Below are 19,267 nucleotides of genomic sequence, written 5' to 3'. Positions count from 1 at the left end.
GACAGGGTGGCGACCATCCTCGACCTGGCGGCCCGCTCACACCACGGGGTCACGCTGACCGAGTTCGCCCGCGAGCTCGACGCGCCGCTGAGCTCCATCCAGGGGCTGGTCAACGGCCTGGTGGCGACGGGATACCTGGACGAGCGGGAGCGGCGCTACACGCTGGGGCCGGCACCGTTCCTGCTGACCCGGCTGGCCGGCCGGCCGACCGTCACCAGCGTCACCCACCAGGACCTGGCGGACCTGCACGCGGAGACCGGCATGACGGCGGTGCTCGCCATCGTCGTCGGCAGCGACCTGTACTACGTGGACCACGCCTCCTCCGACCCCAGATACGCGTACCTGGCCGAGGGCTTCGTACGCCGCTCGCTCATCCGCACGTCCACCGGGTGGATCCTGCTGGCCGGGATGGAAAAGCGTGATCTCTGGGCGCAGATCGGCGCGCTGCCTCCGTCCGAGACGGATCGGGTGAACCGCTTCCTGGGGGTTCTCGCCCAGATCCACCGCGAGGGCCTGGTCGCCGCCCCCGGCGCGTCCACGGAGGCGGACGGCGTGTCCGTGGCGGTGATCGAGGACGGCAAGACGGTCGCCGCCGTCGGAATCATGGGCGGCCACGCCGAGGTCGCCGAACGCAAGGACGAACTCATCGAGGTCCTGACCCGGCGACGCCGCGAATGGCGAGACCGCGCTCCCTCACCGGCATAGCGACCGACCCGTCTCACGGGGCCGCGCAGCGGTCGCGCAGGGTCGCGACGCCGTCGCCTCGAAGATCCTCGCAGTACGCCGGGCGCCCGGTCATCGCCATGATCAGTGCCAGGGTGGTGCCGGACACGAGCTGCCCGGAGCCGGCGGTGAAAGGCCCGTCGGTCGCGACGAGCCGCAGGCCGCCGATCCGGCCCTTGGCGGGAACGACCAGGTTGGAGCCCTGGTAGTACTGGGCCACCTGGGTGAGCGTGTCGATCGGGCGGTCGCGGCGGATGCCGAGCGGCCGCCGGATGTCCTCCCCGTGCACGATCGATTCGCCGAGCATCGCGATGGTCGGAAGCGGCGGTTTGGTGGTGCTGGTGACGACACGGCGGAACCGCTGGAGTGTCTCGGCCCCGGTCGCCCCCAACTGCTCGGCCAGCCGCATGGCCACCTGCCTGTCGAAATCGAACCGGCAGCGGAGCACACCCGCCATCCAGCGCGCGGGGTTCAGGCTCGCCCCGGCGGTGAGGTGCGCCAGCACCTCGCGTACCGTCAGCCCGTCGCACAGCGACGGCGTCGCCCACCGCTCCTCCGTCAAGTCCGCGAGATCGGCGGCCAGCGTCCTGACGCTGCGTGGCGAGCACATCTCCGAGCTCACGTCATTCATCGGCCGCGATCACTTCGCGGGCCCGACTCGCTGCCCTGACACCGGAGACCCGGCCGGGTCGTGGCGGGCGGGGAAGCGGACCAGTACGTCGAGTCCGCCCTCCGGCCGGGGACGGGCGTCGAGTTCGGCGTTGTGGGCGACGGCGATGGCCGCGACGATCGACAGGCCGAGGCCCAGGCCGTCGCCGGTTCGGGGGGTCTCCAGCCGGCGGAAGGGCTGGAAGAGATCGTCGACCTGGTGGGCGGGGATGATCGGTCCGGTGTTCGTCACGCGCAGGGCCGGGCGTCCCGTGTGCGTGCCGGTCCAGATGCCGACCTGGCCGTCCGTCGTGTTGTGGCGCAGGGCGTTGTCGATCAGGTTGGCGACCAGTCGTTCGATCAGCCGCGGGTCTCCCGAGGCAGGGGCGGGATTCAGGTCCGTCTCGATCCGCGGCCCCGCGGCTTCGGCGCGGGCGGGGCCGAGGAGGGAGCCGGTGACCGATGCCAGGTCCATGTCCTCACGGTGGTCGAGGCCCCGCTGGCCGCGGGCCAGTGTGAGGAGCGCATCGATGAGCCGCTCCTGATGCCGGTTGCCGGTCAGGACCCGTTGGCAGGTGGCGCGCAGCGCCGCGGCGGTGGCGTCCGGATCGGCCAAGGTGACCTCCAGCAGGCTTCGTTCGAAGGTCAGGGGGGTGCGCAGCTCGTGGGACGCGTTGGCCACGAACTTCCGCTGGGCCTCGAAGGCGGCCTCCAGCCGGCCCAGCAGCCCGTCGACGGTATCGGCCAGGTCCTTGATCTCGTCGTCGGGTCCTCGGAGGTCAAGGCGCTGGTGCAGGCTGCGCGCCGAGATCTCGCGTGCGGTGGCCGTGATCGCGCGCAAAGGGCGCAGCGCGCGTCCGGCCATCAGCCAGCCGAGCCCGGCGGAGACGAAGGTCATCAACGCCAGCGCGAGGCCGGAAGCCGCCAGGAACTGCCGCAGATCCTCCGCCCGCTGACGGCCGAGCCCGTCCTGAAGGTCCAATCCTGGAGCCGGTACGGCGGGCGCCGGAGGTCTCTCGACGGGACGCGTCAGATCGGGCGGCGAGGGGGGCCTCACGCGGGCGAACGGCAACGCGTGAGCCATCAGCACGTAGGTGACACTGAGCAGGAGTACGCCCGCCACCAGGAAGAGGACGCCGTACAGCAGGGTCAGGCGCAGCCGGATGGTCCATCGACGATGGCGGCGGGCGTTCGGGCGGTCTGACATCTCAGATCCGGTAGCCGGCCTGGGGCACGGTCTCGACCAGCGGTGGGTCGCCGAGCTTGCGACGCAGGCGGCTGATCGTCACCTTGACGGTGCCGGTGAACGGGTCGGCGGCCTCGTCCCACGCTCGTTCCAGGAGTTCCTCGGCGGAGACGGCCCTGCCCCCGGCGGCCAGCAGCAGTTCCAACACGGCGAACTCCTTGGGGCTGAGCTCCAGCCTCCGGCCGGCCCGGCTGGCCACCCGCCGGCCGGAGTCCAGCCGCAGATCGCCGTGGACCAGCAACGGGGGCACGGCCGGCTGTGATCGCCGTGACAGCGCGCGTATTCGGGCCACCAACTCGGCGAAGGCGAACGGTTTGGGCAGGTAGTCATCGGCCCCGGAGCTCAGCCCGTCCACCCGATCCTCGATCGTCGCGGCCGCGGTCAACATCAGCACCCGCGCCGGATGGCCGTCGGCCACCAACGACCGGCATACATCGTCACCGTGCAGCCCGGGAAGGTCGCGGTCGAGCACGACCACCTCATAGCGGTTGACCGACGTACGCTCCAGCGCTGCCGGCCCGTCCCATGCGACGTCGACCGCCATGCCCTCGCGGCGCAACCCGGCCGCCACCGTCTCCGCGAGCTCACGATGATCCTCGACGATCAATACGCGCATCGTGCATTCCCCCACACGGCCGGCATCGGCCCGAGCATGACGGACCGGCGGTTACAGCGGCGTAACGACGGCCGTTCCGGCACGGTAACCGGCATCGCGGTTGAGTCCCTCTCGACGTTCGTCGCCGACGACCCGAGGAGGACATCATGCCGACCCCGCCGTTCGTGTTGATCGCGGCCCGAACCCCTCGTCGGACCAGGCCGATGAACTCCGCGCCGCCGCACCGGCGAGGCGCCGGAACCACCGTGTCAGCGACCGGCAAGGAGGATTCATGACCGGCTCCCATTCCCTCAACCCGGATCCATCGGGACCCGACCGGCAGGAGGCCCGTACGCCGCGCGGGCCGGGCAGGCGAACGGCGACCGTGGTCACCGCCTCAGTGATGGCCCTGGCCGCAGCGGCCGGGTCGGCGGTGTCGTGGAGCCGGGCGAAGCCTCCCGTACGCACCGGGCACGCCTACGGCCAAGAGCAGCTGCAACGCGATGTGGACGCCGTCCGCGCGACCGGTGTCGTGGGCGTGCTCGGCGAGGCGGATACCGGGGCAGGCCGCCTGATGGCACGCAGCGGAGTCGCCGACCTGACAAGCCGCGCCCCCATGCCCTGGGACGGCCACTTCCGGATCGGCAGCGCGACCAAGACGTTCACCGCCACCGTCGTGCTGCAACTGGTCGGCGACCGCAGGCTCTCGCTCGACGACACCGTGGAGAAGTGGCTGCCCGGCGTGGTCAAGGACAACGGCAACGATGGGCGCAGGATCACGATCCGCGAACTCCTGCAGCACACCAGCGGTCTCCACGACTACCTGACGAGACCGGCCGCCTCGCCGCGAGAGTGGCGGCAGGAACGGCTGCGGACCTGGCGCCCCGGACAACTCGTCGCACGGGCCATGCGGCACCGGCCCGATTTCGCGCCCGGGACGCGCTGGAGCTACTCCAACACCAACTACGTCCTGGCAGGAATGATCATCCACAAGGTCACCGGCCACAGCTGGCAGTGGGAGATCCAACGACGAATCCTCACCCCGTTGAACCTGCGCCACACGACCACGCCTGGAGCCCGGCCGTACGTGCCGGATCCGCATGCCGAGGCCTATCAGCGATTCGCGCCGAACGGGCCACTGACCGACGTGACCATCCAGAACCAGACCGTGGGCGATGCCGCCGGCGCGATGATCAGCACCACCGGCGATCTCAACCGGTTCTTCCACGCGCTGATAGGCGGAAGACTGCTCGCCCCCGCGCAACTCGCCGAGATGCAAAGGACCGTCCCGGCCGAGGAAATGCGGGCCATGGGGGCCGCCGGTGCCCGCTACGGCCTCGGGCTCGTGTACCAGCCGCTGAGCTGCGGCAGGGGCTACTGGAGCCACGGCGGCGACGCCGATGGCTACCGCACCAGAATGGGCGTCACTTCCGACGGCCGTCGCGGCGTCGTGGTCTCGGTGACCTCTCGATCACCCGCCGACCTGCGCGCCGAACAACGTACCGACCACGCCCTCACCACCCTGGTCGACGACGCTCTCTGCGCCGGGCACTGACCACTGGTGCGTTCGTGGGGCCGGTGGGATTCGAACCCACACTGGCGCGATCCTAAGTCGCGTGTCTCCTGCCTGATTGGACTACGGCCCCTGGTGCGAGCGACGGGTCAGACGCCGAGCTCGCGCAGAATGCGTTCGACGTGGCCCGTGGCCTTCACGTTGTAGAACGCCTTCTCGATCCTGCCGTCCGCGTCCACGATGAACGTCGACCGGATCACGCCGACGATCGTCTTGCCGTACAGCTTCTTCTCCCCGTACGCGCCGTAGGCCTGCAGGACCTTGGTGTCGGGGTCGGAGAGCAGCGGGAACGTCAGGCTCTCGCGCTCGCGGAACTTGGCGAGCTTGGCGGGCTCGTCGGGGGAGATGCCGAGCACCGCCACGTCGGAGCCGGTGAGCTCCTCCAGGTGCTCCTGGAAGCCGACCGCCTCTTTCGTGCAGCCGGGGGTCATGGCGGCGGGGTAGAAGTACACGACCACGCGCCGACCGCGGAACGACGACAGGGCGACGGGCTTGCCGTCGGCGTCGGGGAGGGTGAACTCCGGGGCGTCGTCCCCGGGCTCCAGCCGCTGTTCCGTCACGAGAGTACCTTTCCGTTCGAGCCAGGGCCTGTTCCGCCGGCGTCCCTGCCCTGCGCGGGACCGGGAACAGAACCTCGCCCAACCCTACTCGTCAGGATCCCCTCGCAACGGGATCGGGTACAGAGTGGGCAGGAAGCGGTGTCGCGGGACCGTTCCTGACAGACTGATCATTGCTTCGCCCGGTGGACAGCACCGCAGGAGGTACGAGACGAAATGGCCGACAAGACCCGCGACCCCGCGGTGATAGAGCGCGAGATCGAACTAACGCGTCAGGAACTGGCGCGCAGCGTCGACCTGCTCGCCGAGCGCCTGAGCCCCAAGCGCGTCGCGCAGCGTGGCGTCGCCAGGGCCAGGGAGGAGGCCGGGCACGTCGCCACGGACATCCAGGCGATGGCCCGCCGGGAGTCGGCCGAACGGCTGAGCCCGCTGACCGGCCCGGTGCTGATCGGCGCCGGCCTCCTTGCCGCCGGCGTCGCCCTGCGCCTGCTCCTGCGCCGGGGCAGGCAGGACTGCTAGGCGTCTCCGGCAGAGGGTTCATCGACCGAGAAGAACTCATATCCGGAGACCTCGTGGCCGCCCGAGCGGCGGTGGGCCGGCCCGACCTGAGCGAGCCGCGGGCGCTGCCCAGGAGGTACGGCCGGCCGCCGAAGCGAACGAAACGGCAGCCCATCGATGAGATCCGGCGGGTGATGTGCCGGAGCGTTCCTGACAGGCGGTCTATGGGCGGCGGCCGGGCGCGTGGCAGCGGATTCTCACCGACTCACAGGCCCGTGCGGACGTGAGATCGCCTGCGGTGTCGGCGTGGGTTCCATCACCGCCGGGCCTATCCGCACGCGGGTAGGTCGCAAAGCCGGAACTGCGGGCGGGCCATCGTCGAGTCGGACGATCGTGCACTCGGCCGCTCGCGGGGCGGGCCGACCATCAACGTGCAGGGGCAGCGGCCAGTGTCGCTGGTATCGACCGGCGGCCCGCACTTCATCCCGGTTCTGACAGAACCGGAGTGCTCGCCTCAACGGTAGCCGGCCCCCGCACCAAAACCCGACCGGCTACACCCCGCGGCGACTCAGCCGCTCGTGCACCGGGCAGTCGGCCGCCATCGGCGCACCAGCCGCTGGACCGGCACGCACACCGCCGCGAGTTCGCGTCGTCCGGCTGCGGCGCCGGACCGACGGAACTCCGCCGCGAGCCGCAGACCCGGGCCGACCAGCACCATCTCGGAGAACTGCTCAAGGCGCCGAGCGCCCGCCCGGTAGCCAGGTCAGACTCAGACACCAGACCATGTCGACCAGCGCCGAGACCAGTGGCAGCAGCACCCGTAGGACGGCCGCGCGGCTCGTACCGTTCGCTCTCGACGCGGCGGTCGGGACGATGGTGACCGCGTTCACCCGGCTCCCGGTGATGGAGGCGCTTCCGGACCGGCCGCCGGTGATGGCGCGCCGCGTCGGCGCTCTTGGCGGCAAGGAGCATGCCGATCCCTAGCGGAGAGGGCCTTGAGCCTCGCGCGCCGATCGCGTCGCCATCTTGCCTACGCCGCTGGTTCATTAGTACAGTGGGGAACCAGTTAAGCAACGGAGGCATGATGTCACTGCTAGACGACGGCGGGCCGATCTTCGCCCAGATCGCCGCCGAGTTGGCGAACCAGATCGCCGACGGCACGGTGGGTGAGGGGGAACGGGTCGCGTCCAGCAACGAACTCGCGGCCTTCTACCGGGTCAACCCGGCCACGGCGGCGCGCAGCCTCACCGTGCTCTCGGACGAAGGGCTGGTGGAGAAGCGGCGCGGCGTCGGCATGTTCGTCGCGAAGGGCGCGCGGGACCGGCTGGTGCGTGCCCGGCGGCGTCGTTTCGCCGACCGCTACGTACGGCCGCTGGTGGTCGAGGCGGCACGGCTCGACATCGGGCTGGACGAACTGCTCACCCTGGTACGCGAGGAGCTGTCCTCGGCCGAGGTGACGACGGGGGGACGGGCATGACGCCGGCGATCTCGGTGTCCGGGCTCGGGCGCCGCTACCGCGGCCACCAGGCGCTGAGCGATGTCACCTTCGAGGTCGGCACGCCGTGCATCGCCGGGCTGCTGGGCCGCAACGGCGCCGGGAAGACCACGCTGCTGCGCATCCTGGCCGGGCAGGAGTTCGCCACCTCCGGGCGCGTGCACGTGTTCGGGGCCGAGCCGCTGGAGAACGACGCGGTGCTCCGCCGGATGATCCTCGTACGGGAGGACCAGACCTACCCCGACCTGCGGGTTCGGCATGCGATCAGGGCGGCGTCGCTGCTCTACCCGAACTGGGACGCCGACCTGGCCGGCACGCTGCTGGACGCGTACGAGCTGCCGCCGACCCGGCAGATCAAGAAGCTGTCGCGCGGCATGCGGACCGCGCTCGGCATCATCATCGGGCTGGCCGCCCGCGCCGAGCTCACCCTGTTCGACGAGCCGTACGCGGGCCTGGACGCGGTCGCGCGCACCTTCTTCTACGACCAGTTGCTGGCCGACTACACCGCCCACCCGCGGTGCATCGTGCTCTCGACCCACCTCATCGACGAGGCCGCCGAGCTCCTCGACCGTGTCCTGGTCATCGACCACGGCCGGCTGGTCCTCGACGCGCCGACCGACGACCTGCGCGGCAGCGCAACGATCGTCACCGGACCCGACGGCGGTGTGGAGCGGTTCGTCGCCGGCCGCACGACGCTGAGCCGGCGCACGATGGGCACGCAGACCAAGGCGGTGATGATCGGCCGGCTCGACGAACGCGATCGCGAACTCGCCGACCACCTGCACCTGCAGCTGGAGGGGATCACGCTTCAGCAACTCGCGGTCTACGCGGCCGAGCACCACGACCAGTCCGTCCTCACCACAGCGAGGGCATCCTGATGCGTCCCACCCCGATCACCGTCGCCCGCTACCTGCTCCTCGACCGCGTCACGTACCTCGTCATGCCCTGGGCGTGGGCGGCCTTCGGCTTCCTCCTCGACGTGGTGATCCTGCAACTCACCCCGGCCGGCCACACCGACCACCGCTGGGTCGGCGGCCTGGCCCCGGTCTTCATCATCGTGTTCGTCGTGGGCGTGCAGTCCGTCACCCGCGCACTGCCGTTCGCCCTCACCCTCGGAGTCAGCCGACGCATGTACTTCGTCGGCGCCACCTCACTGGCCCTCGCCCTGGCCGTGTGCTTCGGGCTCGTTCTCGCGGTCGGCCAGATCCTCGAACGCGCGACCGGCGGATGGGGCATGAAAATGGCCTACTTCCGCGTCCCCTACCTCCTCGACGGCCCCTGGTACCTGTCGTGGCTCACCGCGGCGACCACGTTCGTCCTCTTGTTCGTCTACGGGATGTGGTACGGCCTGCTCTTCCGCCGCGCCGGGGTGCCCGGCACCGCGATCTTCGGTGCGACACAACTCGCCGTGCTGGCCCTCGCCGCGATCATCGCGACGTGGGCGCACGGCTGGACGGACATCGGCCGTTTCTTCACCACCGTCACCGCGACCGGCGTCACGGGCCTCATCGCGGCCGCCGTCGCCGTCATGCTCGCCGGTGGCTTTGCCACCATCCGCCGCCTGACCGTATGAGACCGCGCCGCACCCGAGGGGGCCGGGTGCGGCGCGCGGTCAGACCGCCGGGACCGCACGGTCCCGGCGATCCGGGGTCCGCTCAGTCAGCCGCGGTGGCGAGGCGGCTCACGCGGCGGGGCGTCGCCACATTCCTGATCGACACGCCGGCCGTCTCCGGGATCGTAAGGATCGGCACCAGGGCGATGAGACCGGCGACGACCAGGTAGAACGCCGGAATGTAGTTGGTGTGGAACACACTGATCAACGAGTCGATCACCAGCGCGGAGGTGCCGCCGAACACCGACGTCGAGATGTTGTAGCCGATCGCGAACGCCCCGTACCGCACCTGCGTGGGGAACATCGCCGGGAACGTCGACCCGATCACGGCGAGCATCAGCACGAGCAGCGCGCCCATGATCGCGAAGCCGGCGGTCACCGTCACCGGGTTGTGGAGCTGCATCAGCTTGATCGCGGGGAAGCTCAGCACGATGTAGCCGGTGGCGGCCGTGGCCAGCAGCGGCTTACGGCCGACCCGGTCGGACAGCCGGCCGAGCGGCGCGATCACCAGCAGCATGCCGAACTCCACGCCGATCGTGGTGAGCTGGGCGGCGACGTCGCCCATCCCGAGGTTCTCGGTCAGGTACGACGGCATGAACGTCAGCAGCGTGTAGTCGGCGACGTTGAGCAGGATGACGATGCCGATCAGGTTGAGGATCATCCGCCAGTGGTGGAGAAGGGTCTCCTTCAGCGGAGAGGAGGCCTTGTGACCCGACTCGTCGAGTTCCTTGAAGGCCGGGGTGTCCTCCAGCCGGATGCGCACGTACAGGCCGACGAGGCCGAGCGGCAGGGCGAGCAGGAACGGGACGCGCCAGCCCCACGCGTGCATCCGCTCCGAGCCGAGGCTCAGGTTGGCCACGAGGACGAGGCCGGAGCCGAGGATGTAGCCCCACAGGGTGCCGAACTCCAGGAAGCTGCCGAGCACGCCCCGTCGTCGTGTCGGCGCGTACTCGGCGATGAACGTGGCCGCTCCGCCGTACTCACCGCCGGTCGAGAAGCCCTGGATGAGGCGGACGAGCAGGAGCAGGATCGGCGCCGCGAGGCCGATGGTGTCATAGCCGGGCAGGATGCCGATGACGAAGGTCGACCCGGACATCAAGATGATGGTGGTGGCGAGGACGCGCTGCCGTCCGAGCCTGTCGCCGAGCGGGCCGAAGAACATGCCGCCGAAGGGCCGGATCACGAACGCCGCCGCGATCAGCGCGAAGGACTTGAGTGTCGCGCTGCCGGCGCTGTCGTGCGGGAAGAAGACGGTGCCGATGATGGTCGTCATCACGCCGGCGCTGAAGACCCCGAAGTCGAACCACTCGATGCAGTTGCCCATTGCGGACGCCACGACGGCTCTGCGTACGGTCGCCTGATCGGGTGGGTCCTCGTCTCCGGAAGCGACCTGTTCGACGTCCTCCTGCATGGAGTGTCCCTCCTCCTCGACGCTTGCGGCGGCGGGTGGGACCCAAAGACCGTAACGGATGGTCTTGAACCCGTCACCGATTGCCAGACAGGCTGCCCGCGTGCGTGACCGCCAAACGTGACATTTCTGGTGGAGGACGACCTCCAACGCCGGGCGACCGTTCCCGGCCGCCACGGACCCGATGGGCCTGGTGAGCCTCAGCCGAGGCGGGCGGCGACGCTCGTGGTGCCACCCGCCTTCGCCTCGAACGCGACGGCGAGCGTTCCGGTCGCGCCCGGCACGGTCACCGTGTACGTGCCACCGCCGGGGACGTCGACCTTCTTCTGGCCGATGATCCTGCCGTCCCACACGTAGACGTACGCGACGCCCGGACCGCCCGCGCGCAGCCGGAAGGTGACCGAGCCGTTCGTGACCTTGGGCCGTCCGGCCAGGCGTACGGCGAACGGCGCGGCCGGCCCGGCGGCGAGCGGGACGTGCGTCGACGCGGCCTGGATGATCGACTGCGGTGAGTTGACCGACAGCGCCGCGGTCTGCGGCATCACGGGCGGGGGAGCCGTCGTGGGCCGGCCGGGCGGTGGCGTGTAGCCCGGCAGGGTGGCCAGGCCCCAGCGGTACGGGTCGCCCTGGACGCCGCCCCACGTGGACCAGCCGATGCGGGTCTGGCCCGTCTTGTCGGTCGTGTCGGAGTCGTAGACGAAGATGTCGAGCGCGAACCGCGACGGGTCGACGGCCGCGGGCAGGTCGGCGAGCGGGATCTTCGTCTCCACGGTGTAGCCGGTGTACGGGGAGGACACGGTCGAGGCGACCCGCATGCCCGGTGCGGTCTCCGCGCCCGGCCCCTGGTGGTTGTCGGCGTCGCGCTCGAAGCACGGCCCGTCGCCGGAGGTGAACGGCAGGATGCCGGTCTTGAAGGTCGTCGAGGTGTTCTCCGCGTCACCGCGCGGGTCGAGCGCGATCTCCACCGAGTCGGTGCGCCAGTGCCGCTTGCAGTCGGCGGCGTCCAGCGCGCTGCCCTGCTTGTCGTCCTTGACCTGGACCAGCACGTAGAGCGCGTCGTCGTACCAGGCCACCTTCGCGGTCGCCGAGCAGTCGGCGGCCGACGAGCACGCCGTGCCCTCCCACAGCCGCGACAGGTCCAGCGACGGCCCGGGGTACTCCCCGGCCGACTCCTTGCCGTCCACGCCCGGGGCCGCGCTCGCCTGCGGGATCGTCGTCTGCGGCACGAGTTCGAGCGCGGCCTTCGCGACGTCGGTGGCCGCGCCGTCGGCCGTCGTGCTGATCGTGTAGTCGTAGTCGCCCGCGCTGCCGCCCTGGTTGGAGGTCGGCAGGGAGGCGTCGGTGTTGCGCACGGTGAAGGTGACCGAGCCGGTCCTGCCGGCCTCCAGGGTGTACGGCCGGCTCGCTGGCTCGGCGGCGAAGCCCTGCGGCAGGTTCAGCGTGACGGTGCCCTGGTGCGCCCGGTCCGTGGTGTCGGCCAGGTCGACACGCACCGTACGCGACCCGCCGGAGCCGAGCGTGAGCACGCGCTCGACCCGCCCGGACAGCTGCGGGACGCCGGTGGCCGCGGCCCACGCGTCGAAGTCGGACACGCGCGGGAGCGGCTGCTGCGCGCCGGTGACGGCGTTCCGCACCTCGACGGCCCGGTCGGTGGTGCCGGTGCCGTGCGCGGTGGTCACGGTCGCGCCCAGCCGTACGCGACCGGCCTTCGCGCCCGCGGCGGGGGTGACGGTGAACATCGTCGTGCCGTCGCGCACCGTCCCGGAGCCGGCGGCCGTCCATCCGGAGGGCAGCGAGAGCCTGACCCGGCCGGCGGGGGCGTGCGCGGTGACGGTGAACGGCTCGCCGGCGGCGACGCCGAACGTGCTGGTGGTCAGGGAGAACTCGGTGCCCAGCGGCAGGCCGCCCCGGGCCGGGTAGACCGCGCCCTCCAGCGCCGCGTCCGGAGCGTGGTTCCCCGGGGTGAAGGGCACGCGGCTGTCGACCTGGGTGTAGTAGTCACAGCCGATCCGGTTCGGGTCGGACGGCGGGTCCGGGGTGCCGGCCCAGCCCTGGCTGGCGTAGAAGCGCTTGGCCTCGGCCTCCACCTGCGCCCAGGTCTCGCCGTCGCTCGACCTGCGCCCGGCCCAGACGCCGTAGACGTCGGCGGACGGGTCGTCCGGGGTGAACGTCGTCTCACACCCCGGGCCGTCGCCGCCCTTCGTGATGTTCTCCTGGTGGAGGAGGCGGCCCGCCCGCCAGGTGCGCAGGTGCTCCTTGGCGAGCTGTTCGGGGAAGGCCTTGGGGTCGGCGGCCAGGTAGTACGCCTCGGCCGCGAGGCGCCCGGCCTCCTGGTGGTTGCCGTGCTGGCCCGGGATCGGCGACGGCGTCATCGTGACGATCACCTTGGGGCGCGTCTCGCGCACGAGGCGGACGACCTTGGCGATCGTGGAGTCGTGGTCCCAGGCCTTGCGGGTGAGCTCGTCGCTGACCGTGTAGTAGAAGTCGACCTTGTCGAGGTAGTCGATGTCGCTGATGCCCGCCTTCGCGACCGCCCTGCGCTCCTCGGCCTCACGGAGCAGGCCGAGCGCCGGCCCCTCCTCGGTGCCGACCGCGTTGCCCCCGCCCTCGCCCCGGGTGATGGTCAGCACGCCCGTACGGACGTGGTGCTGCCCGTATCTCCACTGGCCGAACGTGGACAGATCGCCTGATTCGTCGTCAGGGTGGGCGCCGACGAACAGCACGTCGAGCCCGCCGGCGCGAGCGGCGGACGGCGTGCTCGCCGTGGCCGTGGGAACGTTCCGGCGGGGCACCGCGCGGCGGGCGGCGGGCCCGGCCGGGAGCGTGACTGGCTCGGCGTACGACGTGTCGGTGTACGCGCTGGAGGCGGCGGTGACCTGCCGTGACCGGGGCGTCGAAGGCTGCCGCGCCGACGTCGGCGGGACGGCCGAGGGCAGCAGCGAGACGACCAGACCGGCCGCGAGCGCCATGGGCGCCCCGAACCCTCCGCGCATGGCGGCCAACTCCTCTTAAACGATCACACTCGATCGACTGAGAGTACGTTGCGAACTCATTCTTTGACAGCCCCGGAAAGCATGCCCGCGATGAAATGCCGTTGGAGGAAAACGTAGACGATGACGACCGGTGCGGCCACGATGAGGGCCCCGGCCATGAGCAACTGGTACTCCGTCTGGTGCTGGCCCTGGAAGATCGACAGGCCGAGCGGCGCCGTGCGCCGGCCCTCGTCGGAGTTGACGATCACCAGGGCGAGCAGGAACTCGTTCCAGGTCCACATGGCGATGAGCAGCACCATCGTGAGGATGGCGGGCCGGCCGACCGGCACCAGGACCCGGCGCAGCGTGGTCCAGCTCGACGCCCCGTCGATGCGCGCGGCCTCGATCAGCGAGCGCGGAGCGGAGCGGAAGTAGGCCCGCATCCAGAAGACGCCGAATGACACCGACTGGGCGATCTGCGGGAGCATGAGGCCGGGCAGCGTGTTGTCCAGTCCGGCCGAACGCAGGTCGAAATACAGCGGGATGACAATGGCCTCCGTCGGGACCATCAGTCCCAGGAGAAACACATAGAACAAGGCGGTCGCACCGCGAAATTCCATGGTGCCCAGGGCGTACCCGGCCAGGATCGACAGCGCCGACGCGACCACGACCACCACCGTGACGACGATGAGGCTGTTGGTCAGGTAGCGGGCGAAGTGCCCCTGCCGCCAGGCCGCGCCGAACGCGCCGAAGGACAGGTGCGGCAGGCCCAGCGCCTGCGCGGCGACGGCGAGCAGCGGGAAGACGGCCACCACCGCGAACACGCTCAGGACGCCGTACGTCGCGAGGCGCTCGGTGCGCGAGGTCACGGTCGGCCCTCGACGACACGCGTGATCCCGGCCGTGAGGACGAACACGACGATCGCGATCGTGATGCCGATCGCGCAGGCCAACCCCACCTCGCCGGTGTTGAACGCGCGGTTGTACACCTCGTAGGCGGGCACCTTGGTCGCGTCGCCCGGCCCGCCGTTCGTCGTCAGATAGATCAGGTCGAAGTTGCGCAGCGCGGCCACGGTCGTGAGGGTCAGCGCGACGGCCAGTTCCCGCCGCAGCCCCGGGAGCGTGACGGCGAAGAACTCCCGTACGGCACCGGCCCCGTCGATGCGCGCCGCCTCGTACAGCTCGACCGGGATCTTCTGCACGCCGGCGAGGAACAGCACCATGGCCAGCCCGATCTCCACCCAGGTGCCGATCAGGCCGACCGACGGCAGCGCCCAGCCGAAGTCGCCGAGCCAGCCGCGGGTCAGGCCGCCCAGCCCGAAGAACCGGAGCGCGCCGTTGACCGGGCCGTGGTCGGAGTAGATCCACTGCCAGGCGACCGCGACGGCCACCATCGCCACGACCTGCGGCAGGAACAGGACGGTACGGAAGAAGGTCATGCCGCGCGGCCGCGAGCGGGACATCACCGACACCAGCACGAACGCGATGCAGCAGGGCAGCACGGCGTAGAAGAACAGCAGGACGAAGGCGTGCCAGAACGAGCCGCGCAGGCTCGGGTCGGAGAACGCCTGGGTGTAGTTGCCCAGCCCCGCCCACGTGCCGACGGTGAGGCCGTCCCAGTGGAACAGTGACAGGTACGCCCCGTGCACCAGCGGCCACAGCAGGAACAGGGCGTAGACCACGAACGCCGGGAGGACGTACAGGTAGCCGATCCGGCGGGGCTCACCCGGCGGCCGGACGCGCCCTTCCCGGCCGGGCGGGGAGTACTGCCGGGCGCTCACTTCTTGGCCAGGAAATCGCTGTAGTCCCTCTGTGCGATGGCCATGCCCTGCTGTGGCGTCTTACGGCCCGCGATGATCTCCTGCAGCGCGCCGCCGAGCGTGTCCAGGAACGTCGTCGTGGAGTAGTCGAGGTACGGGACGAGCAGGTCCTTGTCGCTGGCGGTCCGGTAGGCCTCGAACACGTCGCGCCCGACCGGGGACGACGGCGTGGCGCTCGCCGGCTTGGCCGAGGGCAGCCCGCCGGTCTGGACGACGACGTCCATCGCCTGCGGGCTGGTCATGAAGTTCAGGTACGCCGCGGCGACGTCGGGGTGCTTGGACTTGGCGGTGATCGCCAGGGGCAGGCCGGGGCCGCCCAGCGTCGACGGCTGGGCCTGCCCGGCCTGGGGAGGCGGCGGGAGCATGAAGCGGACCTTGTCCCCCATCTTCTTCTGCAGGTCCGCGGCGAACCACGGCCCGCCGATGAGGAACACCCCGTCGCCCTTGGCGAACGCCGACGGAGAGTCGTTGTACTTGCCGGCGTTGGCGGTACGGGGCAGGTAGCCGTTCTTCGCCCAGCCGGCGAGCTTCTGTGCGGCCTGGACCACCGGCGGGTCGGTCCACGCGCCGCCCTGGCCGAAGACCAGGTTGCGCAGCGTGCCCTTGTCGGAGGTCTGGCCGAGCAGCACGCCGAGCTCGTGGATGGCCGGGAACTTCTCCAGGTTGGCGAAGTAGATCGGGGTCTCGCCCTTGCTCTTGGCCAGCGCCAGGTCCTGCTCGAACTGGCTGAAGCTCGTCGGCGGCTGGAGGCCGAGCTTCGCGAGCTTGTCGGTGTTGTAGTAGATGCCGACCGCCTCGCCGGTCATCGAGACGCCGTACAGGCTGCCGGAGCCGATCGTCTTGCCGTCCGAGGTGACGCTGTTGAGCTGGGAGACGCCCGCGGGGAAGCGGTTACGGAAGCCGTAGACCTTGTCGTACGCGTCGAGGGGAGTCAGCGCGCCCGCCTTGACCAGCGCGGCCATGATGCCGTAGCCCTGGTTCGCCTCGACCACGTCGGGCGGGTTGTCGCCGGACAGCGCGAGGCGCAGGGTCTTCTCCAGGTCGCTGAACGACCGCGACACCCGCTTGATCGTGACGTTGGGGTACTTGGCGTGGAAGGCGGCGTTGAGCTTCTGCATCTGTTCGTTCTGGCCGCCGAGGACCTCCTGGTCCCAGACGGTCAGGGTGACCGGCCCGGCCTTGGCGATGTCGGTCTCCACCGCGCTCGGCGGCTTCTGCTCCGGTTTCGGATTGTTCGAACCGGGGGCACACGCGGACACGGCGATCAACATGGTGGCAATGGTCACGATCGGTTTCCGCATGGCGGGGGCTCCTTCGTCAACCGAACCGAGGCGTCGTTGCCTTTTTACAAGATCTTCATCCTTCGCGCACCGGTCTTCGGGAACGGTCCATCACGCTCTCACCACGCCCCGCGTACGGTGGGCTCGGCGCGTGTGACGTTGATCGGGGCCGCGTCGGGGATGTACGGCACGAGGAACGCGTAGTCGCGGAGGATCTCTTCGGGCAGCTCACCGGACTCGCCGAACGCCGCGATGTCGCCCCAGCAGGGCGAACCCAGCGAGCCGCTGTGGTGGCGCACGGACAGGCCGGCGCACAGGTTGGCGAAGCGCAGGCGTTCGAGCAGCGGCCACCGGGCGAGTGTGCCGTAGACGAACCCGGCCCCGAACACGTCGCCGGCGCCGGTCGGGTCGAGGGCCTCGACCGGCAGTGCCGAGGCCTCGGCCCGCTCGCCGGTGGTGCGGTCGATCGCGATCGCGCCGTCGCCCCCGCGCTTGACCACGACGACCGGCACCCGTTCGCTGAGCGCCTCGAGGGCGAGCTCGGGCGTCGAGGTGCGGGTGTAGGCCATGGCCTCGATGGCGTTGGGCAGGAAGACGTCGACCTGGTCGAGCCGGTCGAGCACGTCGCTGGACCAGGTCTCGGTGGAGTCCCAGCCGACGTCGGCCACCACGGTCGTGCCCTGATCGCGCATGTCCCACGCCCAGTCGGGCACGGGGTGGTCGATGTCGAGGAAGCAGGTGCGGGCGGCCGGCGGAGCCGTGATGAGCTCCTCGGGCATCATCGGCATCGGCCGGTGGTAGGTGACCATGCTGCGGTCGGCGTCGTACGCCAGCGACACGGTCACGGGCGTGGGCCAGCCGGGCAGCCGGCGTGAGTGCTCGAGGCCGACCCCCTCCTGCTCGGAGAGGGTGCGCCACAGGTAGGCGCCGAACATGTCGTCCCCGAAGGCGGCGGCGAGGCCCACGTTGAGGCCGAGCCGGCTCATCGCGACCGCGATGTTGGCGATGCCCCCGGGCGCCGACCCGAGCCCGTCGGTGATCAGCTCGGTGCCCGGCGGGGGCAGGCCGGGCAGCCCGGTGAAGATCATGTCCATGAAGACGGTGCCGGCGAGGAACACGTCGAGCCCGCCCCGCCCGGGATGCAGCAGCTCACCGGCCGCGCCCCGCTCGGCACAGGGGTCGTGCAGCCGGGGCTCGGGCGCGTGGCCGGGCGGGGCCGCGATGTTCTCGACCTGACCCATTGGGGCCGCCTCCTCACCGGATTTCCGGACCTGAGGTAACGACCATACGCGCCCGCGCAAGCCCCTCCCTCACCACTGTGGGGAGGGGCTTACGGGGGCTTCCCGCTCGACCCGGCCGGCGGACGACGGCGGCAGAGGTCCGGCACCATCACGGCCGCGTGGCCGGAGGCTCCCCGAAGGTCAGAGGAAGGTCTTTCCCTCACCGCGGTAGGTCGGGACGGTGCCGACCACCCGGTCGCCGTCGACCAGGTGGAGTTCGGCGAAGCGCTCGCACAGCTCGCCGGCCTTCGCGTGCCGGAAGTAGACCCGGTCGCCGATCTCCAGTTCGTCGGCGGTGCCGCCCACCAGTGGCGTCTGCACCTCGCCCGCGCCCTCCTTGGAGTCGAACCGCAGCCCCGTGGGCAGGAAGGGCTGCGGCAGCCGGTTGCGGTCGGCGACGCCGGAGGCGGGATAGCCGCCGCCGAGGACCGTGACCACGCCCGGGCCGGGACGGCGTACGACGGGCAGGGCGAACAGCGCCGCCGGCCGGCCGGTGAAGTTGGTGTAGTGGTCGAACAGGACCGACTGGTAGAGGCCGGAGCCCGCCGCGACCTCGGTGACGGCCACTTCCGCCGCGGTCTTCTCCACGCTCCCGGTGCCGCCGCCGTTGACGAACTCCAGGTCGGCCTCGGCCCGGACCGCCTTGACGATCGCGGCGCGGCGGCGGGCCAGCTCGACCCGCGACTGCGCCTGGATGAACCGGACCGCGCGGGAGAAGAACGGCTTGCCGGGCGGGTTGTCGCCGACCCCGGCGATCTGTGACTCGTACGCCATCAGCCCCACGAGAGTCAGCGCGGGCCGGTGGGCGATGTCGCGGGCCAGCGCCGCGGCCTCCTCGGCGGTACGGATGGGGGAGCGCAGCGCGCCGATCCGCACCCGGCCCCCGGCGGGACGCCACGCGGCGTCGATGTCGATGCAGACGCGGATCGGCCGGTCTTCGCCGGTGGACTCGACGATGCCCTCGATCATGTCGAGATGCTCGACGCAGTCGACCATGACGGTGACCGTCGCCGCCGCGCTCTCGTCGCGGGCCAGCTCGGTCAGGACGCCGCGGTCCACGGTCGGGTAGGCGACCAGGATGTCGTCGCTGAGCCCCTCGGACGCCAGCCAGAGCGCCTCGGGCAGCGTGAACGCCATGATCCCGCCGAAACCCTCGGTGGCGAGGACCTGTTCGAGCAGCGCGCGGCAGCGCACCGACTTGCTCGCCACCCGGATCGGCTTGCCCCTCGCGCGGCGCACCAGGTCGGCGGCGTTCGTACGGAAGGCGTCGAGATCGACGATCGCGAACGGAGGTTCCAGGCGGGAGGTGGCGGCGTCGTACCGCTCACGCAACGTCATAGCCGCAGAGTGCCACAAATCCAGCGAATATGAGAACTCTTCACCTTCAGCGATGGTCAACCCTCGGCGGGCCGGAGGGCGAGCCCCGGACGCTGATCGCCGCCGGGGGAGGCGTCCGTCGCGGGGTTGCCCGCGGGAACGTCCACCGTCGGCGAGCCACCGGCCGGGCCGGCGTCCTGGAGGGCGTCCTCGGCGACGGCCAGCGCCAGGGACACGGCGACGG

18 protein-coding genes and 1 tRNA gene are annotated in these 19,267 nt (G+C 70.9%); 7 read left to right on the top strand and 12 right to left on the bottom strand.

Annotated features, from left to right (window positions below; genetic code table 11):
• Positions 1 to 6 precede the first annotated feature (6 nt).
• Positions 7 to 705 carry a helix-turn-helix domain-containing protein gene (locus ACFFNX_RS09180; RefSeq protein WP_378198038.1) on the top strand — a complete coding sequence of 233 codons (699 nt, stop codon included), beginning with the start codon at positions 7 to 9 and terminating at the stop codon, positions 703 to 705.
• A gap of 13 nt (positions 706 to 718) precedes the next feature.
• Here ACFFNX_RS09180 and ACFFNX_RS09175 read toward each other — a convergent pair whose 3' ends face one another.
• Genes ACFFNX_RS09175 through ACFFNX_RS09165 form a run of 3 tightly spaced genes read right to left on the bottom strand, consistent with a single transcriptional unit; the run spans position 719 to position 3,233 of the window.
• On the bottom strand, positions 719 to 1,333 hold the full coding sequence (locus ACFFNX_RS09175; protein ID WP_378198055.1) for a maleylpyruvate isomerase family mycothiol-dependent enzyme: 615 nt from the start codon (positions 1,331 to 1,333) through the stop codon (positions 719 to 721).
• 30 nt (positions 1,334 to 1,363) lie between these two features.
• Complete coding sequence (locus ACFFNX_RS09170; RefSeq protein WP_378198036.1) at positions 1,364 to 2,578, bottom strand: sensor histidine kinase; 1,215 nt, start codon at positions 2,576 to 2,578, stop codon at positions 1,364 to 1,366.
• Between the two features lies 1 nt (position 2,579).
• Positions 2,580 to 3,233, bottom strand: a complete 654-nt coding sequence (locus ACFFNX_RS09165) for a response regulator transcription factor (RefSeq protein ID WP_378198034.1) — start codon at positions 3,231 to 3,233, stop codon at positions 2,580 to 2,582.
• Between the two features lie 271 nt (positions 3,234 to 3,504).
• Here ACFFNX_RS09165 and ACFFNX_RS09160 point away from each other — a divergent pair, with 271 nt between their 5' ends.
• Entirely contained in the window at positions 3,505 to 4,767 is a 1,263-nt protein-coding gene (locus ACFFNX_RS09160; RefSeq protein ID WP_378198032.1) for a serine hydrolase domain-containing protein, read from the top strand.
• A 15-nt stretch (positions 4,768 to 4,782) separates the two neighbouring features.
• On the opposite strand, the gene ACFFNX_RS09155 is transcribed toward ACFFNX_RS09160, so the two are convergent.
• Both ACFFNX_RS09155 and bcp read right to left on the bottom strand, forming a co-directional pair.
• Positions 4,783 to 4,858 (bottom strand) — tRNA-Leu (locus tag ACFFNX_RS09155).
• Positions 4,859 to 4,874: 16 nt separating this feature from the next.
• Positions 4,875 to 5,345, bottom strand: coding sequence for a thioredoxin-dependent thiol peroxidase (gene bcp / locus ACFFNX_RS09150; RefSeq protein WP_378198030.1), 471 nt, complete (start codon positions 5,343 to 5,345; stop codon positions 4,875 to 4,877).
• Between the two features lie 213 nt (positions 5,346 to 5,558).
• On the opposite strand from bcp, the gene ACFFNX_RS09145 reads away from it, so the two are divergent.
• The 5 genes from ACFFNX_RS09145 (at position 5,559) to ACFFNX_RS09125 (ending at position 8,908) form a co-directional block, all read left to right on the top strand.
• Positions 5,559 to 5,861 (top strand): DUF3618 domain-containing protein, encoded by a 303-nt coding sequence (locus ACFFNX_RS09145; RefSeq protein WP_378198028.1) that lies wholly within the window; start codon positions 5,559 to 5,561, stop codon positions 5,859 to 5,861.
• 762 nt (positions 5,862 to 6,623) lie between these two features.
• Positions 6,624 to 6,824 (top strand): hypothetical protein, encoded by a 201-nt coding sequence (locus ACFFNX_RS09140; protein ID WP_378198026.1) that lies wholly within the window; start codon positions 6,624 to 6,626, stop codon positions 6,822 to 6,824.
• A gap of 100 nt (positions 6,825 to 6,924) precedes the next feature.
• Entirely contained in the window at positions 6,925 to 7,317 is a 393-nt protein-coding gene (locus ACFFNX_RS09135) for a GntR family transcriptional regulator (RefSeq protein ID WP_378198024.1), read from the top strand.
• On the top strand, positions 7,314 to 8,213 hold the full coding sequence (locus ACFFNX_RS09130) for an ABC transporter ATP-binding protein (protein ID WP_378198022.1): 900 nt from the start codon (positions 7,314 to 7,316) through the stop codon (positions 8,211 to 8,213). Before ACFFNX_RS09135 ends, ACFFNX_RS09130 begins: the two co-directional genes overlap by 4 nt.
• On the top strand, positions 8,213 to 8,908 hold the full coding sequence (locus tag ACFFNX_RS09125; protein WP_378198020.1) for a hypothetical protein: 696 nt from the start codon (positions 8,213 to 8,215) through the stop codon (positions 8,906 to 8,908). The genes ACFFNX_RS09130 and ACFFNX_RS09125 overlap by 1 nt, the downstream gene beginning before the upstream one ends.
• An 82-nt stretch (positions 8,909 to 8,990) precedes the next feature.
• Here the strand turns inward: ACFFNX_RS09125 and ACFFNX_RS09120 are convergent, their stop codons facing one another.
• The 7 genes from ACFFNX_RS09120 to ACFFNX_RS09090 all read right to left on the bottom strand — a co-directional run bounded on the left by ACFFNX_RS09120 (position 8,991) and on the right by ACFFNX_RS09090 (position 19,044).
• Positions 8,991 to 10,358 (bottom strand): MFS transporter, encoded by a 1,368-nt coding sequence (locus ACFFNX_RS09120; RefSeq protein WP_378198018.1) that lies wholly within the window; start codon positions 10,356 to 10,358, stop codon positions 8,991 to 8,993.
• Positions 10,359 to 10,555: 197 nt separating this feature from the next.
• Complete coding sequence (locus ACFFNX_RS09115) at positions 10,556 to 13,348, bottom strand: sugar-binding protein (RefSeq protein WP_378198016.1); 2,793 nt, start codon at positions 13,346 to 13,348, stop codon at positions 10,556 to 10,558.
• A gap of 56 nt (positions 13,349 to 13,404) precedes the next feature.
• On the bottom strand, positions 13,405 to 14,196 hold the full coding sequence (locus ACFFNX_RS09110) for a carbohydrate ABC transporter permease (RefSeq protein WP_378198014.1): 792 nt from the start codon (positions 14,194 to 14,196) through the stop codon (positions 13,405 to 13,407).
• Entirely contained in the window at positions 14,193 to 15,107 is a 915-nt protein-coding gene (locus ACFFNX_RS09105) for a carbohydrate ABC transporter permease (RefSeq protein WP_378198012.1), read from the bottom strand. The genes ACFFNX_RS09110 and ACFFNX_RS09105 overlap by 4 nt, the downstream gene beginning before the upstream one ends.
• Positions 15,104 to 16,447: an ABC transporter substrate-binding protein gene (locus ACFFNX_RS09100; protein ID WP_378198010.1), complete on the bottom strand. Its 1,344-nt coding sequence runs from the start codon at positions 16,445 to 16,447 to the stop codon at positions 15,104 to 15,106. Before ACFFNX_RS09100 ends, ACFFNX_RS09105 begins: the two co-directional genes overlap by 4 nt.
• Positions 16,448 to 16,545: 98 nt before the next feature.
• Positions 16,546 to 17,667, bottom strand: coding sequence for a carbohydrate kinase family protein (locus tag ACFFNX_RS09095; protein ID WP_378198008.1), 1,122 nt, complete (start codon positions 17,665 to 17,667; stop codon positions 16,546 to 16,548).
• Positions 17,668 to 17,847: 180 nt separating this feature from the next.
• Complete coding sequence (locus ACFFNX_RS09090) at positions 17,848 to 19,044, bottom strand: amino acid deaminase/aldolase (RefSeq protein ID WP_378198005.1); 1,197 nt, start codon at positions 19,042 to 19,044, stop codon at positions 17,848 to 17,850.
• Positions 19,045 to 19,267: the final 223 nt, after the last annotated feature.

It is taken from the genome of Actinoallomurus acaciae (assembly GCF_042429965.1).
Classification (GTDB): Bacteria; Actinomycetota; Actinomycetes; order Streptosporangiales; family Streptosporangiaceae; genus Actinoallomurus; species Actinoallomurus acaciae.
This window is presented reverse-complemented; position numbering and strand designations above follow the sequence as displayed.